Annotated in this window: 17 protein-coding genes; 7 read left to right on the top strand and 10 right to left on the bottom strand. The window is 72.0% G+C overall.

Going from position 1 to position 21,246, the window contains the following annotated elements:
* Positions 1 to 16 precede the first annotated feature (16 nt).
* A complete protein-coding gene (locus tag ROT00_RS03710) occupies positions 17 to 607 on the top strand; it encodes a TetR/AcrR family transcriptional regulator (RefSeq protein ID WP_404772410.1) in 591 nt (196 codons plus the stop codon).
* 66 nt (positions 608 to 673) lie between these two features.
* Here ROT00_RS03710 and ROT00_RS03715 read toward each other — a convergent pair whose 3' ends face one another.
* From ROT00_RS03715 to ROT00_RS03730, 4 genes are all read right to left on the bottom strand, one after another.
* The gene (locus tag ROT00_RS03715; protein ID WP_404772412.1) at positions 674 to 1,315 is read right to left on the bottom strand and encodes a hypothetical protein; all 642 of its coding nucleotides are present in this window, start codon (positions 1,313 to 1,315) and stop codon (positions 674 to 676) included.
* Positions 1,316 to 1,388: 73 nt separating this feature from the next.
* Positions 1,389 to 1,892, bottom strand: a complete 504-nt coding sequence (locus ROT00_RS03720) for an amino-acid N-acetyltransferase (protein WP_404772414.1) — start codon at positions 1,890 to 1,892, stop codon at positions 1,389 to 1,391.
* A gap of 105 nt (positions 1,893 to 1,997) precedes the next feature.
* The gene (locus ROT00_RS03725) at positions 1,998 to 4,526 is read right to left on the bottom strand and encodes an ATP-dependent Clp protease ATP-binding subunit (protein WP_404772956.1); all 2,529 of its coding nucleotides are present in this window, start codon (positions 4,524 to 4,526) and stop codon (positions 1,998 to 2,000) included.
* A 163-nt stretch (positions 4,527 to 4,689) separates the two neighbouring features.
* The gene (locus ROT00_RS03730; protein ID WP_404772416.1) at positions 4,690 to 5,136 is read right to left on the bottom strand and encodes a hypothetical protein; all 447 of its coding nucleotides are present in this window, start codon (positions 5,134 to 5,136) and stop codon (positions 4,690 to 4,692) included.
* A 90-nt stretch (positions 5,137 to 5,226) separates the two neighbouring features.
* On the opposite strand from ROT00_RS03730, the gene ROT00_RS03735 reads away from it, so the two are divergent.
* The gene (locus ROT00_RS03735) at positions 5,227 to 6,276 is read left to right on the top strand and encodes a pirin family protein (protein ID WP_404772418.1); all 1,050 of its coding nucleotides are present in this window, start codon (positions 5,227 to 5,229) and stop codon (positions 6,274 to 6,276) included.
* Positions 6,277 to 6,384: 108 nt separating this feature from the next.
* Here ROT00_RS03735 and ROT00_RS03740 read toward each other — a convergent pair whose 3' ends face one another.
* The 4 genes from ROT00_RS03740 to ROT00_RS03755 form a co-directional block, all read right to left on the bottom strand.
* Positions 6,385 to 9,471, bottom strand: coding sequence for a M14 family zinc carboxypeptidase (locus tag ROT00_RS03740; protein ID WP_404772419.1), 3,087 nt, complete (start codon positions 9,469 to 9,471; stop codon positions 6,385 to 6,387).
* A gap of 213 nt (positions 9,472 to 9,684) precedes the next feature.
* Positions 9,685 to 11,154, bottom strand: a complete 1,470-nt coding sequence (gene cls / locus ROT00_RS03745; RefSeq protein ID WP_404772958.1) for a cardiolipin synthase — start codon at positions 11,152 to 11,154, stop codon at positions 9,685 to 9,687.
* A 9-nt stretch (positions 11,155 to 11,163) separates the two neighbouring features.
* Positions 11,164 to 11,340: a hypothetical protein gene (locus tag ROT00_RS03750; protein ID WP_189083612.1), complete on the bottom strand. Its 177-nt coding sequence runs from the start codon at positions 11,338 to 11,340 to the stop codon at positions 11,164 to 11,166.
* 66 nt (positions 11,341 to 11,406) lie between these two features.
* Entirely contained in the window at positions 11,407 to 12,132 is a 726-nt protein-coding gene (locus ROT00_RS03755) for a DUF1684 domain-containing protein (RefSeq protein WP_404772421.1), read from the bottom strand.
* Between the two features lie 133 nt (positions 12,133 to 12,265).
* On the opposite strand from ROT00_RS03755, the gene ROT00_RS03760 reads away from it, so the two are divergent.
* Genes ROT00_RS03760 through ROT00_RS03780 form a run of 5 tightly spaced genes read left to right on the top strand, consistent with a single transcriptional unit; the run spans position 12,266 to position 19,431 of the window.
* Positions 12,266 to 14,923, top strand: coding sequence for an ABC transporter substrate-binding protein (locus ROT00_RS03760; RefSeq protein ID WP_404772423.1), 2,658 nt, complete (start codon positions 12,266 to 12,268; stop codon positions 14,921 to 14,923).
* Positions 14,920 to 15,912, top strand: a complete 993-nt coding sequence (locus ROT00_RS03765) for an ABC transporter permease (protein WP_404772425.1) — start codon at positions 14,920 to 14,922, stop codon at positions 15,910 to 15,912. The genes ROT00_RS03760 and ROT00_RS03765 overlap by 4 nt, the downstream gene beginning before the upstream one ends.
* Positions 15,909 to 16,763, top strand: coding sequence for an ABC transporter permease (locus ROT00_RS03770; protein WP_404772426.1), 855 nt, complete (start codon positions 15,909 to 15,911; stop codon positions 16,761 to 16,763). The genes ROT00_RS03765 and ROT00_RS03770 overlap by 4 nt, the downstream gene beginning before the upstream one ends.
* Positions 16,760 to 18,355 carry an ATP-binding cassette domain-containing protein gene (locus ROT00_RS03775; protein WP_404772428.1) on the top strand — a complete coding sequence of 532 codons (1,596 nt, stop codon included), beginning with the start codon at positions 16,760 to 16,762 and terminating at the stop codon, positions 18,353 to 18,355. The genes ROT00_RS03770 and ROT00_RS03775 overlap by 4 nt, the downstream gene beginning before the upstream one ends.
* Positions 18,352 to 19,431 (top strand): peptidase C39 family protein, encoded by a 1,080-nt coding sequence (locus tag ROT00_RS03780; RefSeq protein WP_404772430.1) that lies wholly within the window; start codon positions 18,352 to 18,354, stop codon positions 19,429 to 19,431. The genes ROT00_RS03775 and ROT00_RS03780 overlap by 4 nt, the downstream gene beginning before the upstream one ends.
* A 100-nt stretch (positions 19,432 to 19,531) precedes the next feature.
* Here ROT00_RS03780 and ROT00_RS03785 read toward each other — a convergent pair whose 3' ends face one another.
* Both ROT00_RS03785 and lysS read right to left on the bottom strand, forming a co-directional pair.
* Positions 19,532 to 19,666 (bottom strand): hypothetical protein, encoded by a 135-nt coding sequence (locus ROT00_RS03785; RefSeq protein WP_404772432.1) that lies wholly within the window; start codon positions 19,664 to 19,666, stop codon positions 19,532 to 19,534.
* Positions 19,667 to 19,668: 2 nt separating this feature from the next.
* The gene (gene lysS / locus ROT00_RS03790; protein WP_404772434.1) at positions 19,669 to 21,186 is read right to left on the bottom strand and encodes a lysine--tRNA ligase; all 1,518 of its coding nucleotides are present in this window, start codon (positions 21,184 to 21,186) and stop codon (positions 19,669 to 19,671) included.
* Positions 21,187 to 21,246: the final 60 nt, after the last annotated feature.

The following is a 21,246-nucleotide window of genomic DNA, read 5'->3' on the forward strand; positions in this document are numbered from 1 at the left end:
CGGTGGCAGGAGAAGCATGAGCAGCCAGCAACGACCGATGCGTGCAGACGCGGTGCGCAACCGCGTCAAGATCCTCGACGCTGCCCGATCGCAGATCAGCGAGCACGGACCTGATGCAGGAATGGACGAGATCGCCTCGGCTGCAGGGGTGGCAGTAGGAACTCTCTATCGCCACTTTCCGACCAAGACCGACCTGGTCGCCGCGGTCATCGCCGAATACACCCAGCAGATGACCATCGCGGCCGAAGCAGCACTCGACCGCGCCAGAAAGACCGGACACCCGCTACGTGAACTCGCCGACTTCCTCCGCGAGGTCATCCGTGTCTCGGCCATGAACGAAGCCGTCAAGAGCGCCGCTCCCGCCCTCGGAGCCGCGCCCGTCGGCGACGACACGCGCGCAGCCGCAGCACTCAGCGAGCTGATCGCTCTCGGCATCGACGCCGGGACCGTTCGCCACGACCTCACTGTGGCCGACATCTACACGCTCGTCCTTGCCGCACCGCTCGACCAACCCGACGCCGTCCGGGAGCGATGGGCGCAGCTGGTGCTGCCTTGTCTGACGGCGTTCGCGGCCACGATCGATCTCGACACCGAATCATCTCGATGAGCCGAGCGCCGGAGCCATGCGGCGAACCGACGCGACCCTCATCTCCCCTGCTTGAGCTACACCGGCTCAGTACAGCAGGAACTGCTTCGTCTCGGCAGAGGCGATGCCGTCGACCGACACCTCGAGGTGGTACGACGCGCCCTCGGCGGGCACGGCCTCACGGGCCCCGGTGCAGGTGTCGGTCGAAGAGCGGGTGCGGTCCCACACGATCGGCACGGCCGAGCTGACCGGCGTGCCGGGCGTGAGCGAGACCTGCGCGTCGACCGCGTCGGTCTGGCAGTCGCTCGAACGCCAGTAGACCTCGTCGCCGCTGCGGATCGTGAACTCCTGCACCGCGGTGCCGGCGTTCATGACGCAGACGTTCTTGCCGGTGTTCGTGATCGACACCGACAGCTGCGGCTGCTCGCCCGCCTGGTACTGGCCCATGTCGGTGACCGCCTCGACGAGCACCTGCGCGGGATCGCACGGGGCGCCATCGGCGGCGGTCTCCTCGGTCGGGATGACGGTCTCCGGCGCGGTGCTGGCCGGGGCATCCGTCGACTTCGTGGTGGGCGGAGGCGTCTTCTCGTCGCCCTGGCTCGAGCCCGGTCGCACGATGACGAGGACGATCGCCACGATCACCGCGACGACGCCGAGGAGCACCATCAGCCGGCGGCGCCGGTACACCGCGGGCGAGAGGCGCCCGTTCGGTGCAGGGTTCGTCGACATGGCCACAGGGTACGTCCAGCGGCCCGACGCGCCGGGCAGGCACGCGGCGCGCCGGGGCATCCCCCAGCGTGGCTCAGAGGTGCTTCAGCATGCGGGTGTTGCCGAGCGTGTTCTGCTTCACCCGCGCGAGGTCGAGGAACTCCGCGACGCCCTCGTCGTGCGAGCGCACGAGCTCGGCGTACACCTCGGGGTCGACGGTCTCCTCGCCCATGTCCTCGAAGCCGTTCCGGCCGAAGAAGCCCACCTCGAAGGTGAGGCAGAACAGCCGCGAGAGGCCGAGCTCGCGGGCGTCGCGTTCGAGCGCGTCGAGCAGCGCCCGCCCGACGCCGCGGCCGAGCCACTCCTCCGCGACGGCGAGGGTGCGCACCTCGCCGAGGTCCTCCCAGATGACGTGCAGGGCGCCCGCGCCGATGACGCGGCCCTCGGCGTCCTCCGCGATCCGGAATTCCTGGATCGCGCCGTACAGGTCGACCCGCTCCTTGCCGAGCAGGATTCGTCGGCTGACGAACGGCTCCACGACGTCGATGATCCTCGGCACATCGCTCGTGCGCGCCCGGCGCACCGTGAAGTCGGTCATCGACCAATCGTAGAACCGCGCGGGACGTCACGAGAACACGGCCGGAGACGGCGGATGCCCCGTGCTCGTCGAGCACGGGGCATCCTGAGTCGTTCGGCGCGGAGCCTAGTCGCCCGACGCGGCCGCCAGGTCGGGCGTCGCCGAGCCGGTGCCGATCGCGGCGCTGGTGTTCACGCCGACGTTCGCCGGCAGGGCCCGCTGCGTCGTGGTGAACACGAACTCGCCGTCCTGGAAGTCGACCTTCACGTGGTCACCCGAGTTCAGCTCGCCGTGCAGGATCTTCTCCGACAGGCGGTCCTCCACCTCGCGCTGCACCGCGCGGCGGAGCGGCCGGGCGCCGAGCGCCGGGTCGAAGCCGACCTCGATCAGGCGGTCCTTCGCCTCGGAGCTGAGCTCGATCGTCATGTCGCGGTCGAGCATGCGCTCGCCGAGCCGCTTGATGAAGAGGTCGACGATCTGCTTCAGCTCGGGCTTCGAGAGCTGCGGGAAGACGATGATGTCGTCGACGCGGTTCAGGAACTCCGGCTTGAAGTGCTTCTTCAGCTCCTCGTTCACCTTGGCGCGCATGAGGTCGTAACCGGTGCGCGAGTCGCCCTCCATCTGGAAGCCGACGGGCCCGCCCGAGATGTCCTTCGTGCCGAGGTTCGTCGTCATGATGATGACGGTGTTCTTGAAGTCGACGACGCGGCCCTGACCGTCGGTGAGACGGCCCTCCTCCAGGATCTGCAGGAGCGAGTTGAAGATGTCGGGGTGCGCCTTCTCGATCTCGTCGAAGAGCACGACCGAGAACGGCTTGCGCCGCACCTTCTCGGTGAGCTGGCCGCCCTCCTCGAAGCCGACGAAGCCGGGAGGGGCGCCGAAGAGCCGCGAGACGGTGTGCTTCTCGCCGTACTCCGACATGTCGAGGGAGATCATCGCCGCCTCGTCGTCGAAGAGGAACTCGGCGAGCGCCTTCGCGAGCTCGGTCTTGCCGACGCCCGTGGGGCCGGCGAAGATGAACGAGCCCGAGGGGCGCTTCGGGTCCTTGAGGCCCGCGCGGGTGCGGCGGATCGTGCGGCTGAGCGCGGCGATCGCGTCCTCCTGGCCGATGACGCGCTCGTGCAGCGCCTTCTCCATGAAGACGAGCCGGCTCGACTCCTCCTCCGTGAGCTTGAACACGGGGATGCCGGTCGCCTGCGCGAGCACCTCGGCGATCAGGCCCTCGTCGACGACCGCGGTCGTCTTGACGTCGCCCGACTTCCACTGCTTCTCGAGGCGGAGCCGCTCGCCGAGGAGGTTCTTCTCCTCGTCGCGGAGCGAGGCCGCCTTCTCGAAGTCCTGCTCCTCGATCGCGGTCTCCTTCGCGGAGCGCACGGTCGCGATCTTCTCGTCGAACTCGCGGAGCTCCGGCGGGCTCGAGAGGATCGAGAGGCGCAGGCGCGCGCCGGCCTCGTCGATCAGGTCGATGGCCTTGTCGGGCAGGAAGCGGTCGGAGATGTAGCGGTCGGCGAGGTTCGCCGCCGCGACGATCGCCCCGTCGGTGATGGACACCTTGTGGTGCGCCTCGTAGCGGTCGCGCAGGCCCTTCAGGATGTTGATGGCGTGCGGCAGGCTCGGCTCGTTGACCTGGATCGGCTGGAAGCGGCGCTCGAGCGCGGCATCCTTCTCGAAGTGCTTGCGGTACTCGTCGAGGGTCGTGGCGCCGATCGTCTGCAGCTCGCCGCGGGCGAGCAGCGGCTTCAGGATCGAGGCCGCGTCGATCGCGCCCTCGGCCGCGCCGGCGCCCACGAGGGTGTGGATCTCGTCGATGAAGACGATGATGTCGCCGCGGGTGCGGATCTCCTTCGTGACCTTCTTGAGGCGCTCCTCGAAGTCGCCGCGGTAGCGGCTGCCCGCGATGAGCGAGCCGAGGTCGAGCGAGTAGAGCTGCTTGTCCTTCAGCGTCTCCGGCACCTCGTTCTTCACGATCGCCTGCGCGAGCCCCTCGACGACGGCGGTCTTGCCGACGCCGGGCTCGCCGATGAGGACGGGGTTGTTCTTGGAGCGGCGGGAGAGGATCTGCATGACCCGCTCGATCTCCTTCTCGCGCCCGATGACCGGGTCGAGCTTGCCCTCGCGGGCCGCCTGGGTGAGGTTGCGGCCGAACTGGTCGAGGATCTGCGAGCCGCCCTGGGCCTGCTGCTGCTCGTTCGCGCCGACCTGGACCTGCTCCTTGCCCTGGTAGCCGGAGAGGAGCTGGATGACCTGCTGGCGCACGCGGTTGAGGTCGGCGCCGAGCTTCACGAGCACCTGGGCGGCGACGCCCTCGCCCTCGCGGATGAGGCCGAGCAGGATGTGCTCCGTGCCGATGTAGTTGTGGCCGAGCTGCAGCGCCTCGCGCAGCGACAGCTCGAGCACCTTCTTCGCGCGGGGCGTGAAGGGGATGTGCCCGGTCGGCTGCTGCTGGCCCTGACCGATGATGTCCTGGACCTGCTCGCGCACGGCGTCGAGCGAGATGCCGAGCGACTCGAGCGCCTTCGCGGCGACGCCCTCGCCCTCGTGGATGAGGCCCAGCAGGATGTGCTCGGTGCCGATGTAGTTGTGGTTCAGCATCTTGGCCTCTTCTTGGGCCAGGACGACGACACGGCGGGCGCGGTCGGTGAATCTCTCGAACATCATCAACTCCTCGTCGACGCCGGCTGTGTGGGCATCGATACAACGAGCGTAAACAAGCCGGATGGCTCCCGGGGCGCTGTTCGCCGTGGGCGCACCGGACTTGACGAACGACGACGGGCCGTCGGCGCACGCAGCGCCGACGGCCCGTCGGAAGGCTGAGCCCCTACTTGATGGGGAGGACGAACTGCTGCTCGCCGAGGCGCACGGTGAGCTTCTCGGTCGTGGTGACGTTCATCGGCGTCCAGAACACCGTGGTGTGCGGCACGTAGTCCATGGTGCAGGGCTTCGTCTCGTCCTGCTCGGGCACGACGATCTCGACCGTGTTGCCCTCGCCCGCGGGCTCGATCACCTTGATGTCGGTGCCGATGATCGGGCACGTCGACGAGCCGAAGGTGGTGACGGCGAGCTTGCCGCCGAGCTCGAGCCACTGCGCCTGCAGCGCGCTCTCCTCGCCGCCGGTCTCGTGGCCGGCCTCGCCGTGCTCGGACTCGGGCAGGCCCGGGAAGTTCTCGACCGGGCTGGTGCCCGGCGCGCACGCCGAAAGCAGGAAGACCGAGGCCAGCGCAGCAGCGGCCAGCGACGCACGACGGATGCCCGTGGAAGAAACCATGCGCCCATGCTATCGGCTGGCGGCGGCCGGGTTGAAGCGGCGCGATGCGCGCCGTCCGCGGGCGCTCGGGACGGGCATAGGATGCCTCGCATGAGCAACCTCGAGCGCGACCCGGCCGAACTCCGCTGCGCGGCGGAGGGAGCCGGGGCGGCGATCGAGGTGCTCCGCCCGCGGGACGTGCCGCTCGGCGGGCCCCGCGCCATGCCGGTGCGGCGCACCCTGCCGCAGCGCGGCCGGACGACGATCGGCGCCTGGTGCTTCGCCGACCACTACGGGCCCGACGACGTCGCCGAGACCGGCGGGATGGTCGTGCCGCCGCACCCGCACACCGGGCTGCAGACGGTGAGCTGGCTGTTCCAGGGCGAGATCGAGCACCGCGACTCGACCGGCAGTCACGCGCTCGTCCGCCCGGGCGCCGTGAACCTGATGACCGCGGGCCACGGCATCTCGCACTCGGAGGTGTCGACGCCGTCGACCACGACCCTCCACGGCGTGCAGCTCTGGGTCGCGCTGCCCGACGGCTCCCGCGACGTCGCCCCCTTCTTCGAGCACGCGGAGGTCGGCGAGGCGACCGTCGACGACGCCGCCGTGCGGGTGTTCGTCGGATCGCTGCCCGGGCTCGACGACGAGGCCGCGGTGACGGTGTTCTCGCCGCTCGTCGCGGCCCAGATCGATCTGCCCGCGGGCGGCGAGGCCTGGATCGAGCTCGAGGAGGGCTTCGAGCACGGCATCCTCGTCGACCGCGGTCCCGTGCACCTCGCGATCGCGGCGAGCGAGGGCGAGGACCTCGACGCCCTCGTCGGCGGCGACCCGCTCGCCGTCGCCGGGCACTCGGCGGTGCTCGAGCGCGCCGAGCTCGGCTATCTGCCGCCCCGGCACGAGGGCGTCCGGCTGCGGGCCGGCGCCGAGCCGGCGCGGGTCGTGCTCCTCGGCGGTGTGCCGTTCGGCGAGGAACTCGTGATGTGGTGGAACTTCATCGGCCGCAGCCACGAGGAGGTCGCGGAGTTCCGCCGCCAGTGGCAGGCCGAGGTCATCGGCCGCGACAACCCCGACGGCCGCTTCGGCACCGTCGCCGGCTACCCCGGCGATGCGCTGCCCGCACCCGAGCTGCCCACCGTGCGCCTGAAGCCCCGCAGCTGACGGCACCGCGCCGGAGCTGACCGCTCCCGAACGACGAAGGCCGCCGCGGACCGGGATGCCCCGGCCCGCGACGGCCCGTCCGGGGGCGCGTCGCCGCGCCCCCGAGGGTCACTCCACGTCGCCCGCCCCGCGGCGACGCAGCCGCTGGATCACGAGCGCCGCGGTTCCGAGGAGGAGCACGCCCGCGGCGATGCCGATCGGCAGCGCGACGGAGGCGCCGGTGTCGGCGAGGTCGCCGGAGCCGGACGCCCCGTTGCCCGAGCCGTTCTCACCGCCGGGCTCCTCACCGCCGGGCTCCTCGCCGCCGGGCTCCTCGCCGGGGCCCTCCGTCTCGGGCGCGACGATCGCGAGGTCGTCCCAGCCGATCAGCGTGCCGTCCGCGGCGATCACCGCGAGCCGGTGGGAGCCGAGCGGCGCGCTCGTCGGGATCGTCGCCCCGTAGCCGTCGCCGTCCACGGTGGCCGCGCCGAGCGGCACCGGGTCGGAGAACAGCACGGTCTCCACGACCGCCCCGTCGAGCGCGGCGCCGACGGTCACCCGGATCGTCTCGCCCGGCTCGGCCTCGGCCGGGACGCGCACGGGACCGCGCGCCTCCTCGACGAGGTCCTCCGCCGTGACCGGCGCGACGACCGCCGCCCCCTCGCCGCCGACCCAGAACAGGCTGCGCGCGATGTCGGGGTAGGACCCGACGGGGTGGGTGCGGAAGTTCACCGAGGTGCCGAACAGCACGACGCGAGATCCGCTCGGGCCCGTCGCCGTGACGACGGAGGCCTGGTTCGCGGCATCCGCCGCTCCCCGGCCGGCGGTCGCCCGCCAGTGCCCGGCGACGAACGTCGACTCGCCCGCGTACGTCTGCTCGACGCTCGCGTTCCCGCCGAGCGCCGTGTACCAGACGGCCGGGTAGACGAAGGCGGTGTCCTGCGGATGCGTCGCGAGCAGGCCGCCCTCGGCGTTCGCCACGCGGACGATGCCGTTCGAGCCGTTCGTACCGCTCGTGGCGGTCACCGTGACGAGCCCGAACTGATTCGCGAAGTTCGCGATCGCCGTGCCCTTGCCGGCGACGCCCTTGCCGCTCGCGAGGAACTCCGCGACCCGGTCCGCGCCGCCCGCGTTGCCGCCGGTGAAGGCGAGGTTGCCGCCCACCCACAGCACGTCGGCCTGCGACAGATCGGCGTCGCCGGAGGCGATGGTCGCCGCCGTCACGAGCCGGATGTCGGTGAACCCGAGGCGCTGCAGGGTGACCCGGTCGTCCTGGTTGCCGGAGTAGGCGACGGTCAGCCGGTCGAGCCCGCGGCTCGGCTCGGTGCGGAGTCGCATCCCGTCGGACGCGGTGAACGCGACGCCGTACGCGTCGGCGACCACCTGGGCCGCGGCCCGGTCGCTGCCGCGGACGACGACGTCCCCGTCCTCGAAGGCCGAGACCGCGACGCCCGCGTCGAGCAGGGCGTTCACCGCCTGGTACTCGGCGGCGCCCGCGGTCGCGAGCTCGAGGTACGCGCCCTCGGGCACGGCGCCGGTCGGCGCGGCCTCCTCGACCGCCTCGACGGCGACGGGCAGCGCGGCGTCCGTCGTGGAGCCGACGGTGAGCACGTCGGCGCCCCAGAGGAGCGAGAGGCTCCAGGCCGAGATGTCGTACATGTCGGAGGTGCGCTCGGAGATGTCGGAGCCGTCGGCGAGGAGCACGTTCGCCATACCCCGGAGCGGCTGGTGCATGTCCACGACGTAGCTGCCGGCGGCGAGCTCCACGCCGTCGACCGTGAACGCGGCGGTGGCGCGCGAGACCTCGACGCCGTTCGCGATCAGCTGGTCGACGAGTCGGGCGGCGTCGGTGTCGGAGCGCTGGCCGGCGCCCATCGGGATCACGTACGCGCGCGGCAGCTCGGCCGTGAACTGGTCGGCCTCGCTCCAGATGTCGGCCCACTGGTCCGGGCCGGGGATCGTCGCCGGGTCGGCGCCGACCGGGATGGTGCGGAGCGGCTCGCCCGCGTCGCCGCGCCGGAAGATCTCGATCTGGTTCTCGAGCAGCGCGGCCGAGTTGCCCGCGGCGTAGTCGACCGCGGTCTCGATGACGACCTTCGCGACCTGCACGTTCACCAGGGTGTTCGCCTGGTTCGTCTCGGCGTTGTTGGTGCGGCCGAGGGGCAGCTCGACGGTGTTCGTGATCGCGCCCTGGTAGGCGATGAACTGCGGGGTGAAGATCGGGGGCCAGTCGTCCCAGCCCTCGCGCACGTCGCGGTAGGGGATCTTGATCTTCCCGGTGTTCTCGAGCGTCGGGCGCCCGTCCGCACCGAGGTAGGTGTTGCCCTCGATATCCGCGGCGACGACGGCCTGCTCGATCTCGAGCGCGGCCTCGTAGGCGTGCGGGAGGAACAGGTCGTACTCGTAGTTCTCGCCGTGCGGCGGGCCGCAGGGCTCGATCTGGAGCACGCTCGTGTAGCCGTGCAGGTCGACGTAGAAGGTGGGCTGGATCACACCGACGAGGTCGCGGATGATCCGCGCCTCGGGCGTCGCGCCCGTGATCATGTCGCGGTTGGCGTCGAAGCCGTCCGCGTTGGCGCGCTGGCCGAGCGCGCGCCCGTCGGGGTTGTTCGTGACCGTGAAGTAGATCCGGTACCGGTCGAGCAGGGCGCCGACCTCCTCGATCGGCGCGGTGGCGAGCTTCTCGATGTAGGGCAGGACGCCGTCGGTGCCCTCCCACTCGTTGCCGTGGATGTTCGCGTTGAACCAGATCGGCACCTTGTAGCCGGCCATCAGCTCGGCGTCCTCGGCGGCGGCCGCGGCGTCGTGCTTGATCTCGTCGCGCCAGGCGGCCTGCTGCGCGGTCTGCTCGGCCGTCTCGGGCGCGGTGATCGTCACGAGGTGAATGTCGCGGCCCTGCACCGACTGCCCGACGACCTGCACCGAGATGCGGTCGCTCTGCGCCTGGAGCGCGTTCAGCTTGGGCGCGATCGCGTGGTACGGCACGGCGCCGCGGGCGATCGACGCGTCGCTCGGCAGCTCGTCGACGAGCGGCAGCTCGACCTGGGACGGGTACGACGCCGGGGGCGCCACGAGCGAGGAGATGGGCGTCGTGATGGGCAGTGCGCTCGGGCTCGGCGGCGTCGGTGCCGCCTGCGCAGGGAGGGACCCGGAGAACAGGGTGGTCGCGACGAGCGCGGCCACCCCGACCCCGGAGGCAAGCTGATGGAACGACATTGTTCTCCAGTTCGTCTTCGGCGGAGGTCTCAGAGAGCTGCCGCATCCGGGTCGACGGATGCCGGCGGCGCCACGTCTTGGGGGATGATCAAGAAACGGACGCGCTTCGAGTCTGGCACGCACTCACCATGCGAATGGAGGCGCGCATCGCAACAATCGTGCGCATTCGGGGGACAAAACGGACAAGATTGCGCGAATCGCGCGCCCCGGGCCCTACTGCAGCGCGGAGGTGAGCCGGGCGAGGTTGTCGAGCACCGTCGAGCGCAGCGGCTGCTGCAGCCACTCGTCGAGCGTGAGCTCGCGGCTGTCGCGCCGGTAGCCGTCCTCGATCTGCCGCATCTCGCGGACGAAGGAGGCGCCGCGCACGAGCAGCGACACCTCGGCGTTCAGCTCGAAGGAGCGGATGTCCATGTTCGAGGAGCCGATGACGGCGACCTCGTCGTCGACGGTGAAGTGCTTCGCGTGCAGGATGTAGGGCGCCTTGTACATGTAGATGCGCACGCCCGCCCGCAGCAGCGCCTCGTAGTAGGAGCGCTGCGCGTGGTAGACGAGGGCCTGGTCGCCGATCTCCGAGACGAAGAGCTCGACGTGCACCCCGCGCTGGGTGGCGCCGCTGATCGCGCGGAGCATGGCCTCGTCGGGCACGAAGTACGGGGAGGTGATGATGAGCTTCTCGCGGGCCGCGTAGAGCAGCGCGAGGAAGAGCTTCAGGTTGTTCTCGTTCGGGAAGCCGGGGCCGGAGGGCACGACCTGGCAGTCGAGGGCCTGCGCCTCGCCGGGCTGCGAGAACGCCCCGTCGAACTCGTCGCGCTGCGGCGGCTCGTCGGTCTCGAGGTACCAGTCGGTGGCGAAGATCGCGTCGAGTCCGGAGACGATCGGGCCCTCGAGGCGCGCGACGAGCTCCTTCCACTTGAGCCCGCGGCGCTGGTTGCTCTTCTTGTTGTAGCTGCGGTCGATGACGTTCTGCGAGCCGAGGAAGCCGACCTCGCCGTCGACCACGAGGATCTTGCGGTGGTTGCGGAGGTCGGGCCGCTGGTACTTCCACCGCCAGGGCTGCACCGGCAGCATGAGCTGCCAGCGCACGCCCATCTCGTCGAGCTTGCGGAGCGTCTGCCGGTAGCCGGCGACCCGCGCCGAGGCGATGTGGTCGAGCAGCACCCGCACCTCCACGCCGCGGGCGACGGCCGCGCCGAGGGCGTCGAAGAACGCCGCGGTGGTGCGGTCGTAGGCGAAGATGTAGAACTCGACGTGCACGTAGCGCTTCGCGTCGTGCACCGCGTCGGTCATGGCGGCGAGGGAGCCCTCGTAGTCGCCGATGAGGTGGGCGCTGTTCGAGCCGATGAGCGGCATCGCGCCGAGGTTGCGGTTCAGGCGCACGACGCCCGCGAACCAGTCGGGCCAGCCGGCCGGGTCGCTCGCGCGCTCGACGCCGTGGGTGGACTCGCGGATGAAGCGGTCGACCTCCGCCTGCCGCTTCCGGCGACCGCGCGGCAGCTTGGGGTTGCCGATCAGGAGGAAGAACAGCACCCCGAGGATCGGGATGAAGAAGATGGCGAGGAGCCAGGCCATGCCCGCGGTGGGCCGGCGGTTGCGGGGGACGACGATGACGGCGACGACGCGCACGACGAGATCGATCAGGATGATGATGCCGGCGGCGATCAGCGCCACCTGCTCCCCCGTGATCACGCGGGCCTAGCCGGCGTGGCGCTCGCGCGCCCGCTTCGCGCGCTCTTCGGCCTCGATCCGGGCGTACGCCTTGCGCTCGTTGCGATCGGCGCGCATGAGCGCACGCATCACGAACCAGAAGATGAGTCCGATGAGCACGGTCGGCGCCAGCGACCAGATCGCATTCGCCCAGAAGTCGTCCATAGCCCCATCAGGATATACGGCTTCGCCGGGAAATCCGCCCTCAGCCGGGGAATCCGCCCTGGCGGCTCAGACGACGACGCGCTCGCCCGCCCGGATGGGCACCGACCAGCGGTTGCCGGGCACCGGCAGCACGCAGACGTAGTGGTCGGAGAAGGCGCACGGCGGCAGGTAGGCGCGGTTGAAGTCGACGACCGCCTGCTCGCCCTCGGGCACCGGGAAGCGGATGAAGCGGAACGGATGACTCTCCTCGCCGCTCGTCGCATCGGAGAACGCCGCGAAGAACCAGCCCTCGTCCTCCTGCACCGCGAGCGCGACGGCCCCGCCGTCGAGCTCCAGCTCGACGACGGCGTCGAACTCGCCGACGGCGAGGTGCCCGTCGACCGAGGTCGTCTGCTGCTCGCTCGTGCGCCGGCGGACGCGTCCGGGCACCCGTGCCGCGGGGTCGAGCGGGAAGCGCTCGATGGCCGAGATGCCCCGCGCGGCGGCCGCGCCGGCGTCGAGGACGCGGAGCGCGACGGAGCCGTCGCGCTCGAAGGCGCGGAGGAGCACACCGGCGAGCTCGGCCTCCTCGCCCGGCGCGAGCCGGAGCTCCGAGCGGTCCTCGCCCGGGCCGGCGAGCCCCTCGCCGACGACGACGCCGTCGGCGGCGCGCCAGCGGCCGGGCACGCCGTCGAGCTCGAGCGGCTCGCTCCAGAGCCAGTGGGTGGCGGCGAGGCTCGCGATGCCGCGCTCGCCCCAGACGCGCTCGTCGCGCTCCCGTACCCAGTCGTCGTGCGCCGCCCGCAGGTCCATGCCACCTCGCCGTGTCTCGTCGTGTGCCGCACTCATCGTGCCACCTCATCGTGGCAGCTCGTCGGCGACGCCCGGTGACGTCCGCCTACATATTGTTACGCCATCGAAACATGAACATCTATAGCCTGCCCCTATGGACGATGATGGCTTCGTCGAGATCGACGCCCTGACCCGGGCGCTCGACGTGCACTCCCTGCGGATCCTGGTCGCGATCGACCGGACCGGCTCCATCAGCGCGGCCGCCCGCTCCCTCGGCTACAGCCAGCCCACCATCACCCAGCACGTGCAGCGGCTCGAGTCGCGGCTCGGCACGGCGCTCGTCGCCCGCACCGCCCGCTCGGCAGCGCTCACCCCGATCGGCGCCCTGCTCGCCACGCACGCCCCCCGCATCGACGCGAGCCTCACCGCCGCCGCGACCGAGCTCGCCCGGGCGCTCGGCCACCGGGTCGGCACGGTGCGCATCGCCGCCCCGGCCGAGGCCATCGCCACGACCATCGCCCCGGCGCTCGCCCGGATCGCGGCCGAACTCCCCGGCGTCGAGGCCCGCCTCGTCGAGGCCGGCACCGAGGAGGCGCTCGAGCTCGTCCGCTCCGGCCGCGCCGACGTCGCCGTCATCACGAGCGACTCCGGCGAGCGCGGCGGGCGACTCCGCCGTGCGGGGCTCCGCCCGACGTTCCTCTACGCGGAGGAGCTCATCGCCGCCGTGCCCGCGGGCGAGGCCACCGAGCCCGCGGCGCGGATCGCGGCATCCGAGCTCGCCCGACTGCCCTGGATCTTCGGCGAGGGCACCCGCTCGGCCCTCGTCGCGGAGCTCGTCGGCCGCGACGCCTCGCCCGCCGACCTGCACGTCTCCCGGCCCGACGCGGCGCTCGCGCTCGTCGCCGGCGGACTCGGCGTCGCCTTCCTCCCCGAGCGGGCCTTCGTCACCGCGCCGCCGCCCGGCGTCCGCGCCCTCGGGCTCAGCCCCGCCTGCTCCACCCGCACCGTCGCCGTCACGCTCGCCGAGGCGAGCGCCATCCCCGCCGTCGCGGCGAGCCTCCGCATGCTCGCCGCACGCCGTCCGAACGGACTCGAGGTCGAGGCACTCGCCGACGCCCGCCGCCGCTCGCACGGGCACCGCGCGCGCTTCGCGCAACCCATCGCCCTCGCACCGCTCCCCCGACCCCTCGAGGAGGACTCCCCCATGTCAGCTTCCACCCGCTCCCGCGCCGCGCGCGCGGGCGCCGCAGCGGCCGGCGTGCTGCTGCTGGCCGCCTGCGCGACCGGCGCCCCCGACCCCGGCACCGGCACCGGTGCCGACACCGGCGAGGAGATCGACCACATCACGGTCGCGCTCCCCGGCTCGCTGTCGAACCTCTACGTCGGCCAAGAGGCCGGCATCCTGAACTACTACATCGCCTCCATCGCCCAGGAGGGCCTCGTCTCGGTCGACGCCCAGGGCCGCGTGCAGCCCGGCCTCGCCGAGTCGTGGGAGCAGACCGACGACGTGACCTACGTCTACGAGCTCCGGGACGACGCCGAGTTCCAGGACGGCACCCCGGTCACCGCCGACGACGTCGTGTACAGCCTCGAGCAGGCGCGCGACGAGACGGTGTCGCCGGGCCTCGCGTACTACCTGGCCGGCGTCGACACGATCGAGAAGACCGACGAGCACGAGGTGACGATCACGCTCACCGCGCCGGACGCCGCGTTCGCCGCGAACATGAGCTCCGGCGGTGCCGCGTTCATCAGCTCGCAGGCCTTCTGGGAGCAGAACGCGGGCAAGGTCGGCACGGCCGACTCGCTGCTGCTCGGCACCGGCCCCTACCAGGTGACCGAGTTCGTGCCCGACTCGCACGTGCAGCTCGAGCGCGTCGACACCTGGTGGGGCGAGCTGCCGAAGGTGAAGTCGATCACGGTCGAGTTCATCCCCGACGAGTCGACGCGCCTCCTCGCCGCCCAGTCGGGCGAAGTCGACGTCGCGTTCAACGTGCCGCTCGCGCAGGCCAGCCAGTGGGAGAAGCTCGACACCATGCGGGTCGAGTACGTGAACGACCTCTCCTACGTCGGCCTGTACTTCAACACCTCGCTGCCGCCCTTCGACGACCCCAAGGTGCGCGAGGCCTTCGCGCACGCCGTCGACCGCGACGCCGTCGTCGACAAGCTCCTCCGCGGGCACGGCGAGGCCGCGACCGCGATCATGACGCCGGAGTCGCTCGGCAAGGCCTACGACGCCGACGAGGCCCGGAAGGTGCTCGCCGAGATCCCGCAGTACGACTTCGACCTCGACGCCGCGAAGGAGGCGCTCGCCGCCTCCGGCCACCCCGACGGCTTCGAGGCGGAGCTGCTCACCCCCTCGACCGGCCCGCAGCTCGGCACCGCCGCGCAGTCGCTCGCCGAGAACCTCTCCTCGATCGGCGTCACGCTGAACGTCCGCGAGGTGCCGATCGAGGAGTGGCTCGCGAGCCTCGACGCCTCCTCGAGCTACGGCGTGGGCATGATGTGGTACTTCTCGACCCTCGGCGACCCCGCCGAGGTGCCGAGCTACCTGCTCGGGCCGGGCAACCCCTCCGCCTACAGCAACCCGGAGATCGACGAGCTGCTCGCCCAGGCCGGCGCCGAGTCCGACCCGGTCGCCCGCGCCGAGCTGCTCGTGCAGGTCGAGACGCTGCAGGCCGAGGACGTCGTGAACGTCCCGCTCTGGTGGGGCCAGTCGGCGACCGCCTTCGCGAAGGACCTCGGCTTCGACGACTACAGCTCCTTCGCGTTCATCTCGTCCTGGCCGACCCGGCTCTACCGCGCCGAACTGTGACCGAGACCCTCCCCACGGCGCGCGCACCGCGACTCCGGCCCATCGGCCGGATGCTCGCGGTGCGCGTGCTCGGCACCGTCGCGATCCTGTTCGTGCTGTCGATCATCGTCTTCTCGATGCTGCACCTCGCCCCCGGCGACCTCGTGAAGACGCTCCTCGGCACCCGCCCCGCCTCCCCGGAGGCGGTCGCGGCGATCCGCGAGCAGTACCACCTCGACGACCCGCTGCCCGTGCAGTACCTGCGCTGGCTCGGCGGCGTGCTCACGGGCGACTTCGGCCAGTCCATCCGGCTGCAGACCTCCGTCGCCGACGCGATCGGCTCGCGGCTCGGCCTGACGCTCGCCCTCTGCGGCCTCGCGTTCGCCGTCGCGATCGGCACCGGCATCCCGCTCGGCGTGCAGAGCGCCGTCCGCGCCGGCGGCGCCCTCGACCGCGTCGGCACCGCCCTCGGCGTCATCGGCCTGAGCGCCCCGACCTTCGCGGTCGGCCTGCTGCTGCTCTACGTGTTCGCGTACTACCTGCCGATCTTCCCCGTCTACGGCGGCGGACGCGGGCCGCTCGACACGCTCTACCACCTGATCCTGCCCGCGATCACGCTCGCCGCGGGCCTCGGCGCCATCGTGCTGAAGCTCACCCGCACGGCGATGCTGCGCGAGCTCGACGCCGACTACGTGACGAGCGCGCGGGCCCGCGGCATCCCCGAGGGGCGCGTGCGCCGCCTCGCGCTCCGGAACGCGGCGATCCCGATCGTCACGGGGGCGAGCCTGCTGCTCACCTTCCTCGTCGGCGGCACCGTGCTCGCCGAGACGACGTACGCGCTGCCGGGCCTCGGCACCCTTCTGCAGGACTCGGTGCTGTTCAAGGACCTCGCCGTCGTGCAGGCCCTCACCCTGCTCGTCGCGCTCGTCATCGCCGTGATCGCGCTCCTCGCCGACCTCGCCTACCTGCTCCTCGATCCGCGCGTCCGCGCGAAGGGAGGCACCGCATGAGCGCCTCGCTCGGCGCCGTCGGCATCGGCTTCCGCCGCCGCGGCATCCCCGTCACCGTCATCGTCTGCCTCGTCGTGCTCGCGGCCGCGTTCCTCGCGGTCGTGCTCGGGCCCGTGCTCTTCCCCGAGGCGACGAAGCAGGACATCCTCTCGAGCCTCATGCCCGCCGGCAGCCCGGGCCACCCGCTCGGCACCGACGAGCTCGGCCGCGACATCCTCGCCCTCACCGTCGCGGGCGCGGCCTCGGCCCTCGTCGGCCCCGTGTGCGTGGCGGTCGGCTCGATGCTCCTCGGCATCCTGCTCGGCACCCTCGCCGGCTACGAGCGGGGACCGATCGACTTCGTGATCAGCCGCTGGACCGATCTGCTGCTCGCCCTGCCGGTGCTCCTCGCCGCGATCGTGGTGTCCGGCGTGTTCGGCGGCGGCTACTGGACGACGGTCGCCCTCCTCGTGCTGCTGTTCTCACCATCCGACATCCGCATCGTGCGGGCCGGCGTGCTCGAGCAGAGCGCGCGCCCCTACATCGAGGCGGCGCAGATGCTCTCGCTGTCGCGCTGGCGGGTGATGTTCCGGCACATCCTGCCGAACGTCTCCTCGCTCGTGATCACGAACGCGATGCTGAACGTCGCCTTCGCGCTGGTGGCGTTCTCCTCGCTGTCGTTCCTCGGCGTCGGCGTGCCGCCCGGCACCGCCGACTGGGGCCGTCAGCTCACCGACAGCCGCTCGATCATGTTCGACAACCCGGCCGCGGTGATCGTGCCCGCGGTGCTCATCATCGCGGTCGCGTGCGCGGTGAACCTCGTCGGCGACTGGCTCGGCCAGCGCCTCACCCGGAGCGGAGGGCTCGCATGACGGGCATCGACGTCGCCCTCGACGGCATCGAGGGTCCCGCCGGCCGGATGGTCGAGCCGCTGTCGTTCGCCATCGCGCCGGCCGCCTCGCTCGCGCTCATCGGCGAGTCGGGCTCGGGCAAGACGCTGACGGCGAAGAGCCTCGTCGGGCTGCTGCCCCCGGGCTTCCACGCCGCGGGGACGCTCCGCGTCGAGGGCCGGGAGCACCGCCTCGAGCAGACGGATGCCGCGTGGCGCGCGGTGCGCGGCCGCGAGGTCTCCCTCCTCCTGCAGGACCCGTTCACGAGCCTCTCGCCCGTGCACCGCTGCGGGCCGCAGATCGCCTGGACGCTCGAGGCGAAGGCGGGTCGGCGGCTCCCGGCCCGCGCGCTCGACGCCGAGATCGCCCGCCGGCTCGACGAGGTGAACCTGCCCGCCCGGGTCGCCCGCGCGCACCCGCACGAGCTCTCGGGCGGCATGCGCCAGCGGGTCGCGATCGCAGCGGCGCTCGCGAGCGATCCGCGGCTCCTCATCGCCGACGAGCCGACGACGGCGCTGGACGCCTCGAACCAGGCGGAGATCCTCGACCTGCTGCGCGAGCTGCAGCACGAGCGCGGGATGGCGATGCTGCTCATCTCGCACGACCTCGGGCTCGTCCGCGGCCGCACCGACGAGGTGCTCGTCATGCGGCACGGCGAGGTCGTCGAACGCGGCGCCACGGCGCGGGTGCTCTCGGCCCCCGAGCATCCCTACACGAAGGCGCTGATCGCGGCGGACCCGGCGCTCGCGCTCGATGCGCCGGCGTCCGTCGAGGCATCCGGGCCCACCGAGGCATCCGTCGCCGACGCGGCGCCGCTCGTCCGAGCCACGGGCGTGGTGAAGCGCTTCGGCGAGCGCACAGTGCTGAGCGGCGTCGATCTCGACATCGCCGCGGGCGAGATCGTCGGGATCGTCGGCGAGTCCGGGTCCGGCAAGTCGACGCTCGCCCGCTGCATCGCGGGCCTCGAGCGGGAGGACGCCGGCACGATCGCCTTCGACGGCGCCGTGCTCGCCCCCGGCCGCCGCTCGCGCACCCCCGGGCAGATGCAGATCGTCTTCCAGGACCCGTACTCCTCGCTGAACCCGATGATGACGATCGGGCAGATCCTCCGCGAGGCCCTCGCGGTCGGCGGGCGCGCGGCGTCCGAGGTCGCCGGGCTCCTCGAGATCGTCGGCCTGCCGGCGAATGCCGCGGCGAAGCGTCCGGCGCAGCTCTCCGGCGGGCAGCGGCAGCGCGTCGCCATCGCCCGGGCCCTCGCGCCCCGACCGCGCCTCCTCATCTGCGACGAGTCCGTCTCGGCGCTCGACGTGCAGGTGCAGGCGCAGATCCTCGAGCTGCTCGGGCGGCTCCGGGAGGAGCTCGGCGTCGCCATCCTGTTCATCTCCCACGACCTGGCGGTGGTGCGGCGGATCGCCGACTCCGTCACGGTCGTCTGGCAGGGCCGCGTCGTCGAGCGGGGCCCCTGCGCCCGCGTGCTCGACGCGCCCGTCGAGGAGTACACGAAGCTCCTCGTCGCCGCCGCGCACCGCGACAGCACCAGCAGCACCCACGACGGAAGGACCATCCCGGCATGACCACCACCCTCTCCCCCCGGCTCGACGACGAGCTGCGCGCTGCGCTCGGGCCCGCCCGCGCCGCCCGCTGGGAGCTGCCCCGCGACGCCTACGCGCCGCGGCTCGACGTCGCCCGCGACGGTGACGGCGCCGCGATCGCCGCGGTGCTGACCTCGCGGCGCGGCGCGACCGCAGCGGTGAAGCTCGTCGACGTCTGGTGGCGCGACGAGGCGGATGCCGCGGCCGCGGCCGCGCTCGTCGACGCGGTCGTCGAGCGCGCGGTCGAGCACGGCGACGCCGCGGTGAAGTGGGAGGTGCCGCTCGGGCAGGAGCTGCCCGGGTTCGCCCGCGAGCGCGGCTTCACGGAGCTGCGCGCGCCGCATCCCTCCGCCGCCGGCACCCTCGGCAGCCGCGGCTACGTGCGCTGGCTGCGGGAGCTCCCGCACGCCGAGGCCCCCTACTACGCGCAGACCACGATGTACACGTGCGGCGCCGTCACCGGGCTGCTCGCGGCCGAGGTGTCGGGCGCCGGGGGCTTCGCGGGCGACGCGGCGCCCGAGCCGTCCGTCGCCGACCGCGACCTCGAGCTCGCCTTCTGGCGCCGCGCGAGCAACTACCCGGCGATCGAACCGGTCGGGCTCGGCGTCGTCATGCGCGACACCCTGCCGGCGGAGCGCCGGGGCCAGGTCCCCCTCGCCCACGACGGGCCGGTGCTGATCGAGGCGTACGAGGGCTTCGAGCGCGACTTCCGGGCCGAGCTGCAGTCGGAGTCGCAGCGGCAGGCGGACGCGGTCGGCGTGCCGGTGCTGCGCAAGCGCGTTCCCGTCGCCGAGATCGCCCGGCGGGTCGCGGGCGGCGAGCTCGCGCTCCTCCTCATCGACGAGGCGCCGATGCACGGCGAGACCGGTCCGCACTGGGTGCTCGCCCACGCCGCCGACGAGGAGGTCGTCGTGATCGAGGACCCGTGGATCAGCTCGGACCTCGGCGAGAGCTGGGTCGACACGCACGAGCTGCCGATCGCCCACGCCGACCTCGACCGGATGGTCGCCTGGGGCGAGGCGGGCTACCGCGGCGTCGTCTTCGTCGACCGGGGCTGATCTGCTGTGGTTCCCTGAGCCCGTCGAAGGGCGCTTCGACAAGCTCAGCGAACCAGGGCAAGCTCAGCGAACCAGGGCGAGCTCAGCGAACCAGAACGACTCAGCCGCCGTTGCTCAGCAGGCCCCAGACGCCGGAGCCGATGAAGTAGAGCGCGATCGCCCCGACCACGACCCAGATCATGATCCGCGAGTTCGACGGACGTCGGGGGTCCTGGTCGGGGCGATCGCCGCTCATCGCTACTTCACCAGCGGGAAGAGGATGGTCTCGCGGATGCCGAGGCCGGTGATCGCCATCAGCAGCCGGTCGATGCCCATGCCCATGCCGCCCGAGGGCGGCATGCCGAACTCGAGCGCCCGGAGGAACTCCTCGTCGAGCTGCATCGCCTCGGGGTCGCCGCCGGCGGCGAGGATCGCCTGCGCGACGAAGCGCTCGCGCTGGATCACCGGGTCGACGAGCTCCGAGTAGCCGGTGGCGAGCTCGAAGCCGCGCACGTAGAGGTCCCACTTCTCGACGACGCCCGCGATCGAGCGGTGCCCGCGCACGAGCGGCGAGGTGTCCTCGGGGAAGTCCATGACGAAGGTCGGGCGCACGAGTCCGCCCTTCACGTGGTGCTCCCACAGCTCCTCGACGAACTTGCCGGGAATGGGGTGGTCGATCTCGATGCCCGCCTCGTCGGCGAGCTCCTGCAGCCGCGCCATCGGCGTCTCGGGCGTGATCTCCTCGCCGACCGCCTCGGAGAGCGAGCCGTACATCGAGATGCGGTCCCACTCGCCGCCGAGGTCGTACTCGGTGCCGTCGGCCCAGGTCACGACGTGCGAACCCGACACGGCGGCCGCGGCATCCTGGATGAGCTTCTGCGTGAGGTCGGCGATCGTCGTGTAGTCGCCGTACGCCTCGTAGGCCTCGAGCATCGCGAACTCGGGGCTGTGCGTCGAGTCGGCGCCCTCGTTGCGGAAGTTGCGGTTGATCTCGTACACCCGCTCGATGCCGCCGACGACGGCGCGCTTCAGGTAGAGCTCCGGCGCGATGCGCAGGTACAGCTCCGTGTCGAAGGCGTTCGAGTGGGTGACGAACGGCCGGGCGGAGGCGCCGCCGTGCATGACCTGCAGCATCGGCGTCTCGACCTCGATGAAGCCGAGGCCGGCGAAGGTCTGCCGGAGGCTCGCGTTCACCTTGGCGCGGTCGATGACGTTCTTGCGGGCCTGCTCGCGCGCGATGAGGTCGAGGTAGCGCGAACGCACCCGGGTCTCCTCGCCGAGCTCGTTGTGCAGGTTCGGCAGCGGCAGCACGGCCTTCGCCGCGATGCGCCACTCCTTCACCATGATCGAGAGCTCGCCGCGGCGGCTCGTGATGACCTCGCCGGAGACGAAGAGGTGGTCGCCGAGGTCGACGAGCTCCTTCCACGCCGCGAGCGACTCCTCACCCACCTCGGCGAGGGAGACCATCGCCTGGATGCGGCTGCCGTCGCCCGACTGCAGGGCGGCGAAGCAGAGCTTGCCGGTGTTGCGGAGGTGCACGACGCGGCCGGCCACGCCGACGGTCTCGCCGGACGCCTCGTCGACGCCGAGGCCGACGAAGCGGTCGCGCACCTCGGGGATCGTGGTCGTGATGGGCAGGCGTACCGGGTAGGCGCCGCCGCCGAGGTCGCTCGCCTCCTCGATCAGCCGCGCGCGCTTCTGGAGCCGCACGGCCTTCTGCTCCGAGATCTCCTCGGCCGTGGGTTCGGTGGGCTGGTTCGGCGTCTCGTCGGCCATGCTTCTCTCTCGTGGTTCTCGCGGATCGCGGTGCGCGCTCGGAATCGTGCGACCACCAGC

Origin of the sequence: Agromyces mediolanus (assembly GCF_044917495.1) — a bacterium.
Taxonomy (GTDB): domain Bacteria; phylum Actinomycetota; class Actinomycetes; order Actinomycetales; family Microbacteriaceae; genus Agromyces; species Agromyces mediolanus_B.

Excerpts from the sequence above, each read along its gene's own strand:
- lysS (WP_404772434.1), bottom strand. The coding sequence starts at position 21,186 with ATGGCCGACGAGACGCCGAACCAGCCCACCGAACCCACGGCCGAGGAG.
- ROT00_RS03785 (WP_404772432.1), bottom strand. The coding sequence starts at position 19,666 with ATGAGCGGCGATCGCCCCGACCAGGACCCCCGACGTCCGTCGAACTCG.
- ROT00_RS03730 (WP_404772416.1), bottom strand. The coding sequence starts at position 5,136 with ATGGTTTCTTCCACGGGCATCCGTCGTGCGTCGCTGGCCGCTGCTGCG.
- ROT00_RS03775 (WP_404772428.1), top strand. The coding sequence starts at position 16,760 with ATGACGGGCATCGACGTCGCCCTCGACGGCATCGAGGGTCCCGCCGGC.
- ROT00_RS03720 (WP_404772414.1), bottom strand. The coding sequence starts at position 1,892 with ATGACCGACTTCACGGTGCGCCGGGCGCGCACGAGCGATGTGCCGAGG.
- ROT00_RS03740 (WP_404772419.1), bottom strand. The coding sequence starts at position 9,471 with ATGTCGTTCCATCAGCTTGCCTCCGGGGTCGGGGTGGCCGCGCTCGTC.
- ROT00_RS03725 (WP_404772956.1), bottom strand. The coding sequence starts at position 4,526 with ATGTTCGAGAGATTCACCGACCGCGCCCGCCGTGTCGTCGTCCTGGCC.
- ROT00_RS03760 (WP_404772423.1), top strand. The coding sequence starts at position 12,266 with ATGGACGATGATGGCTTCGTCGAGATCGACGCCCTGACCCGGGCGCTC.
- ROT00_RS03750 (WP_189083612.1), bottom strand. The coding sequence starts at position 11,340 with ATGGACGACTTCTGGGCGAATGCGATCTGGTCGCTGGCGCCGACCGTG.
- ROT00_RS03780 (WP_404772430.1), top strand. The coding sequence starts at position 18,352 with ATGACCACCACCCTCTCCCCCCGGCTCGACGACGAGCTGCGCGCTGCG.
- ROT00_RS03770 (WP_404772426.1), top strand. The coding sequence starts at position 15,909 with ATGAGCGCCTCGCTCGGCGCCGTCGGCATCGGCTTCCGCCGCCGCGGC.
- ROT00_RS03755 (WP_404772421.1), bottom strand. The coding sequence starts at position 12,132 with ATGGACCTGCGGGCGGCGCACGACGACTGGGTACGGGAGCGCGACGAG.
- ROT00_RS03735 (WP_404772418.1), top strand. The coding sequence starts at position 5,227 with ATGAGCAACCTCGAGCGCGACCCGGCCGAACTCCGCTGCGCGGCGGAG.
- ROT00_RS03710 (WP_404772410.1), top strand. The coding sequence starts at position 17 with ATGAGCAGCCAGCAACGACCGATGCGTGCAGACGCGGTGCGCAACCGC.
- ROT00_RS03715 (WP_404772412.1), bottom strand. The coding sequence starts at position 1,315 with ATGTCGACGAACCCTGCACCGAACGGGCGCCTCTCGCCCGCGGTGTAC.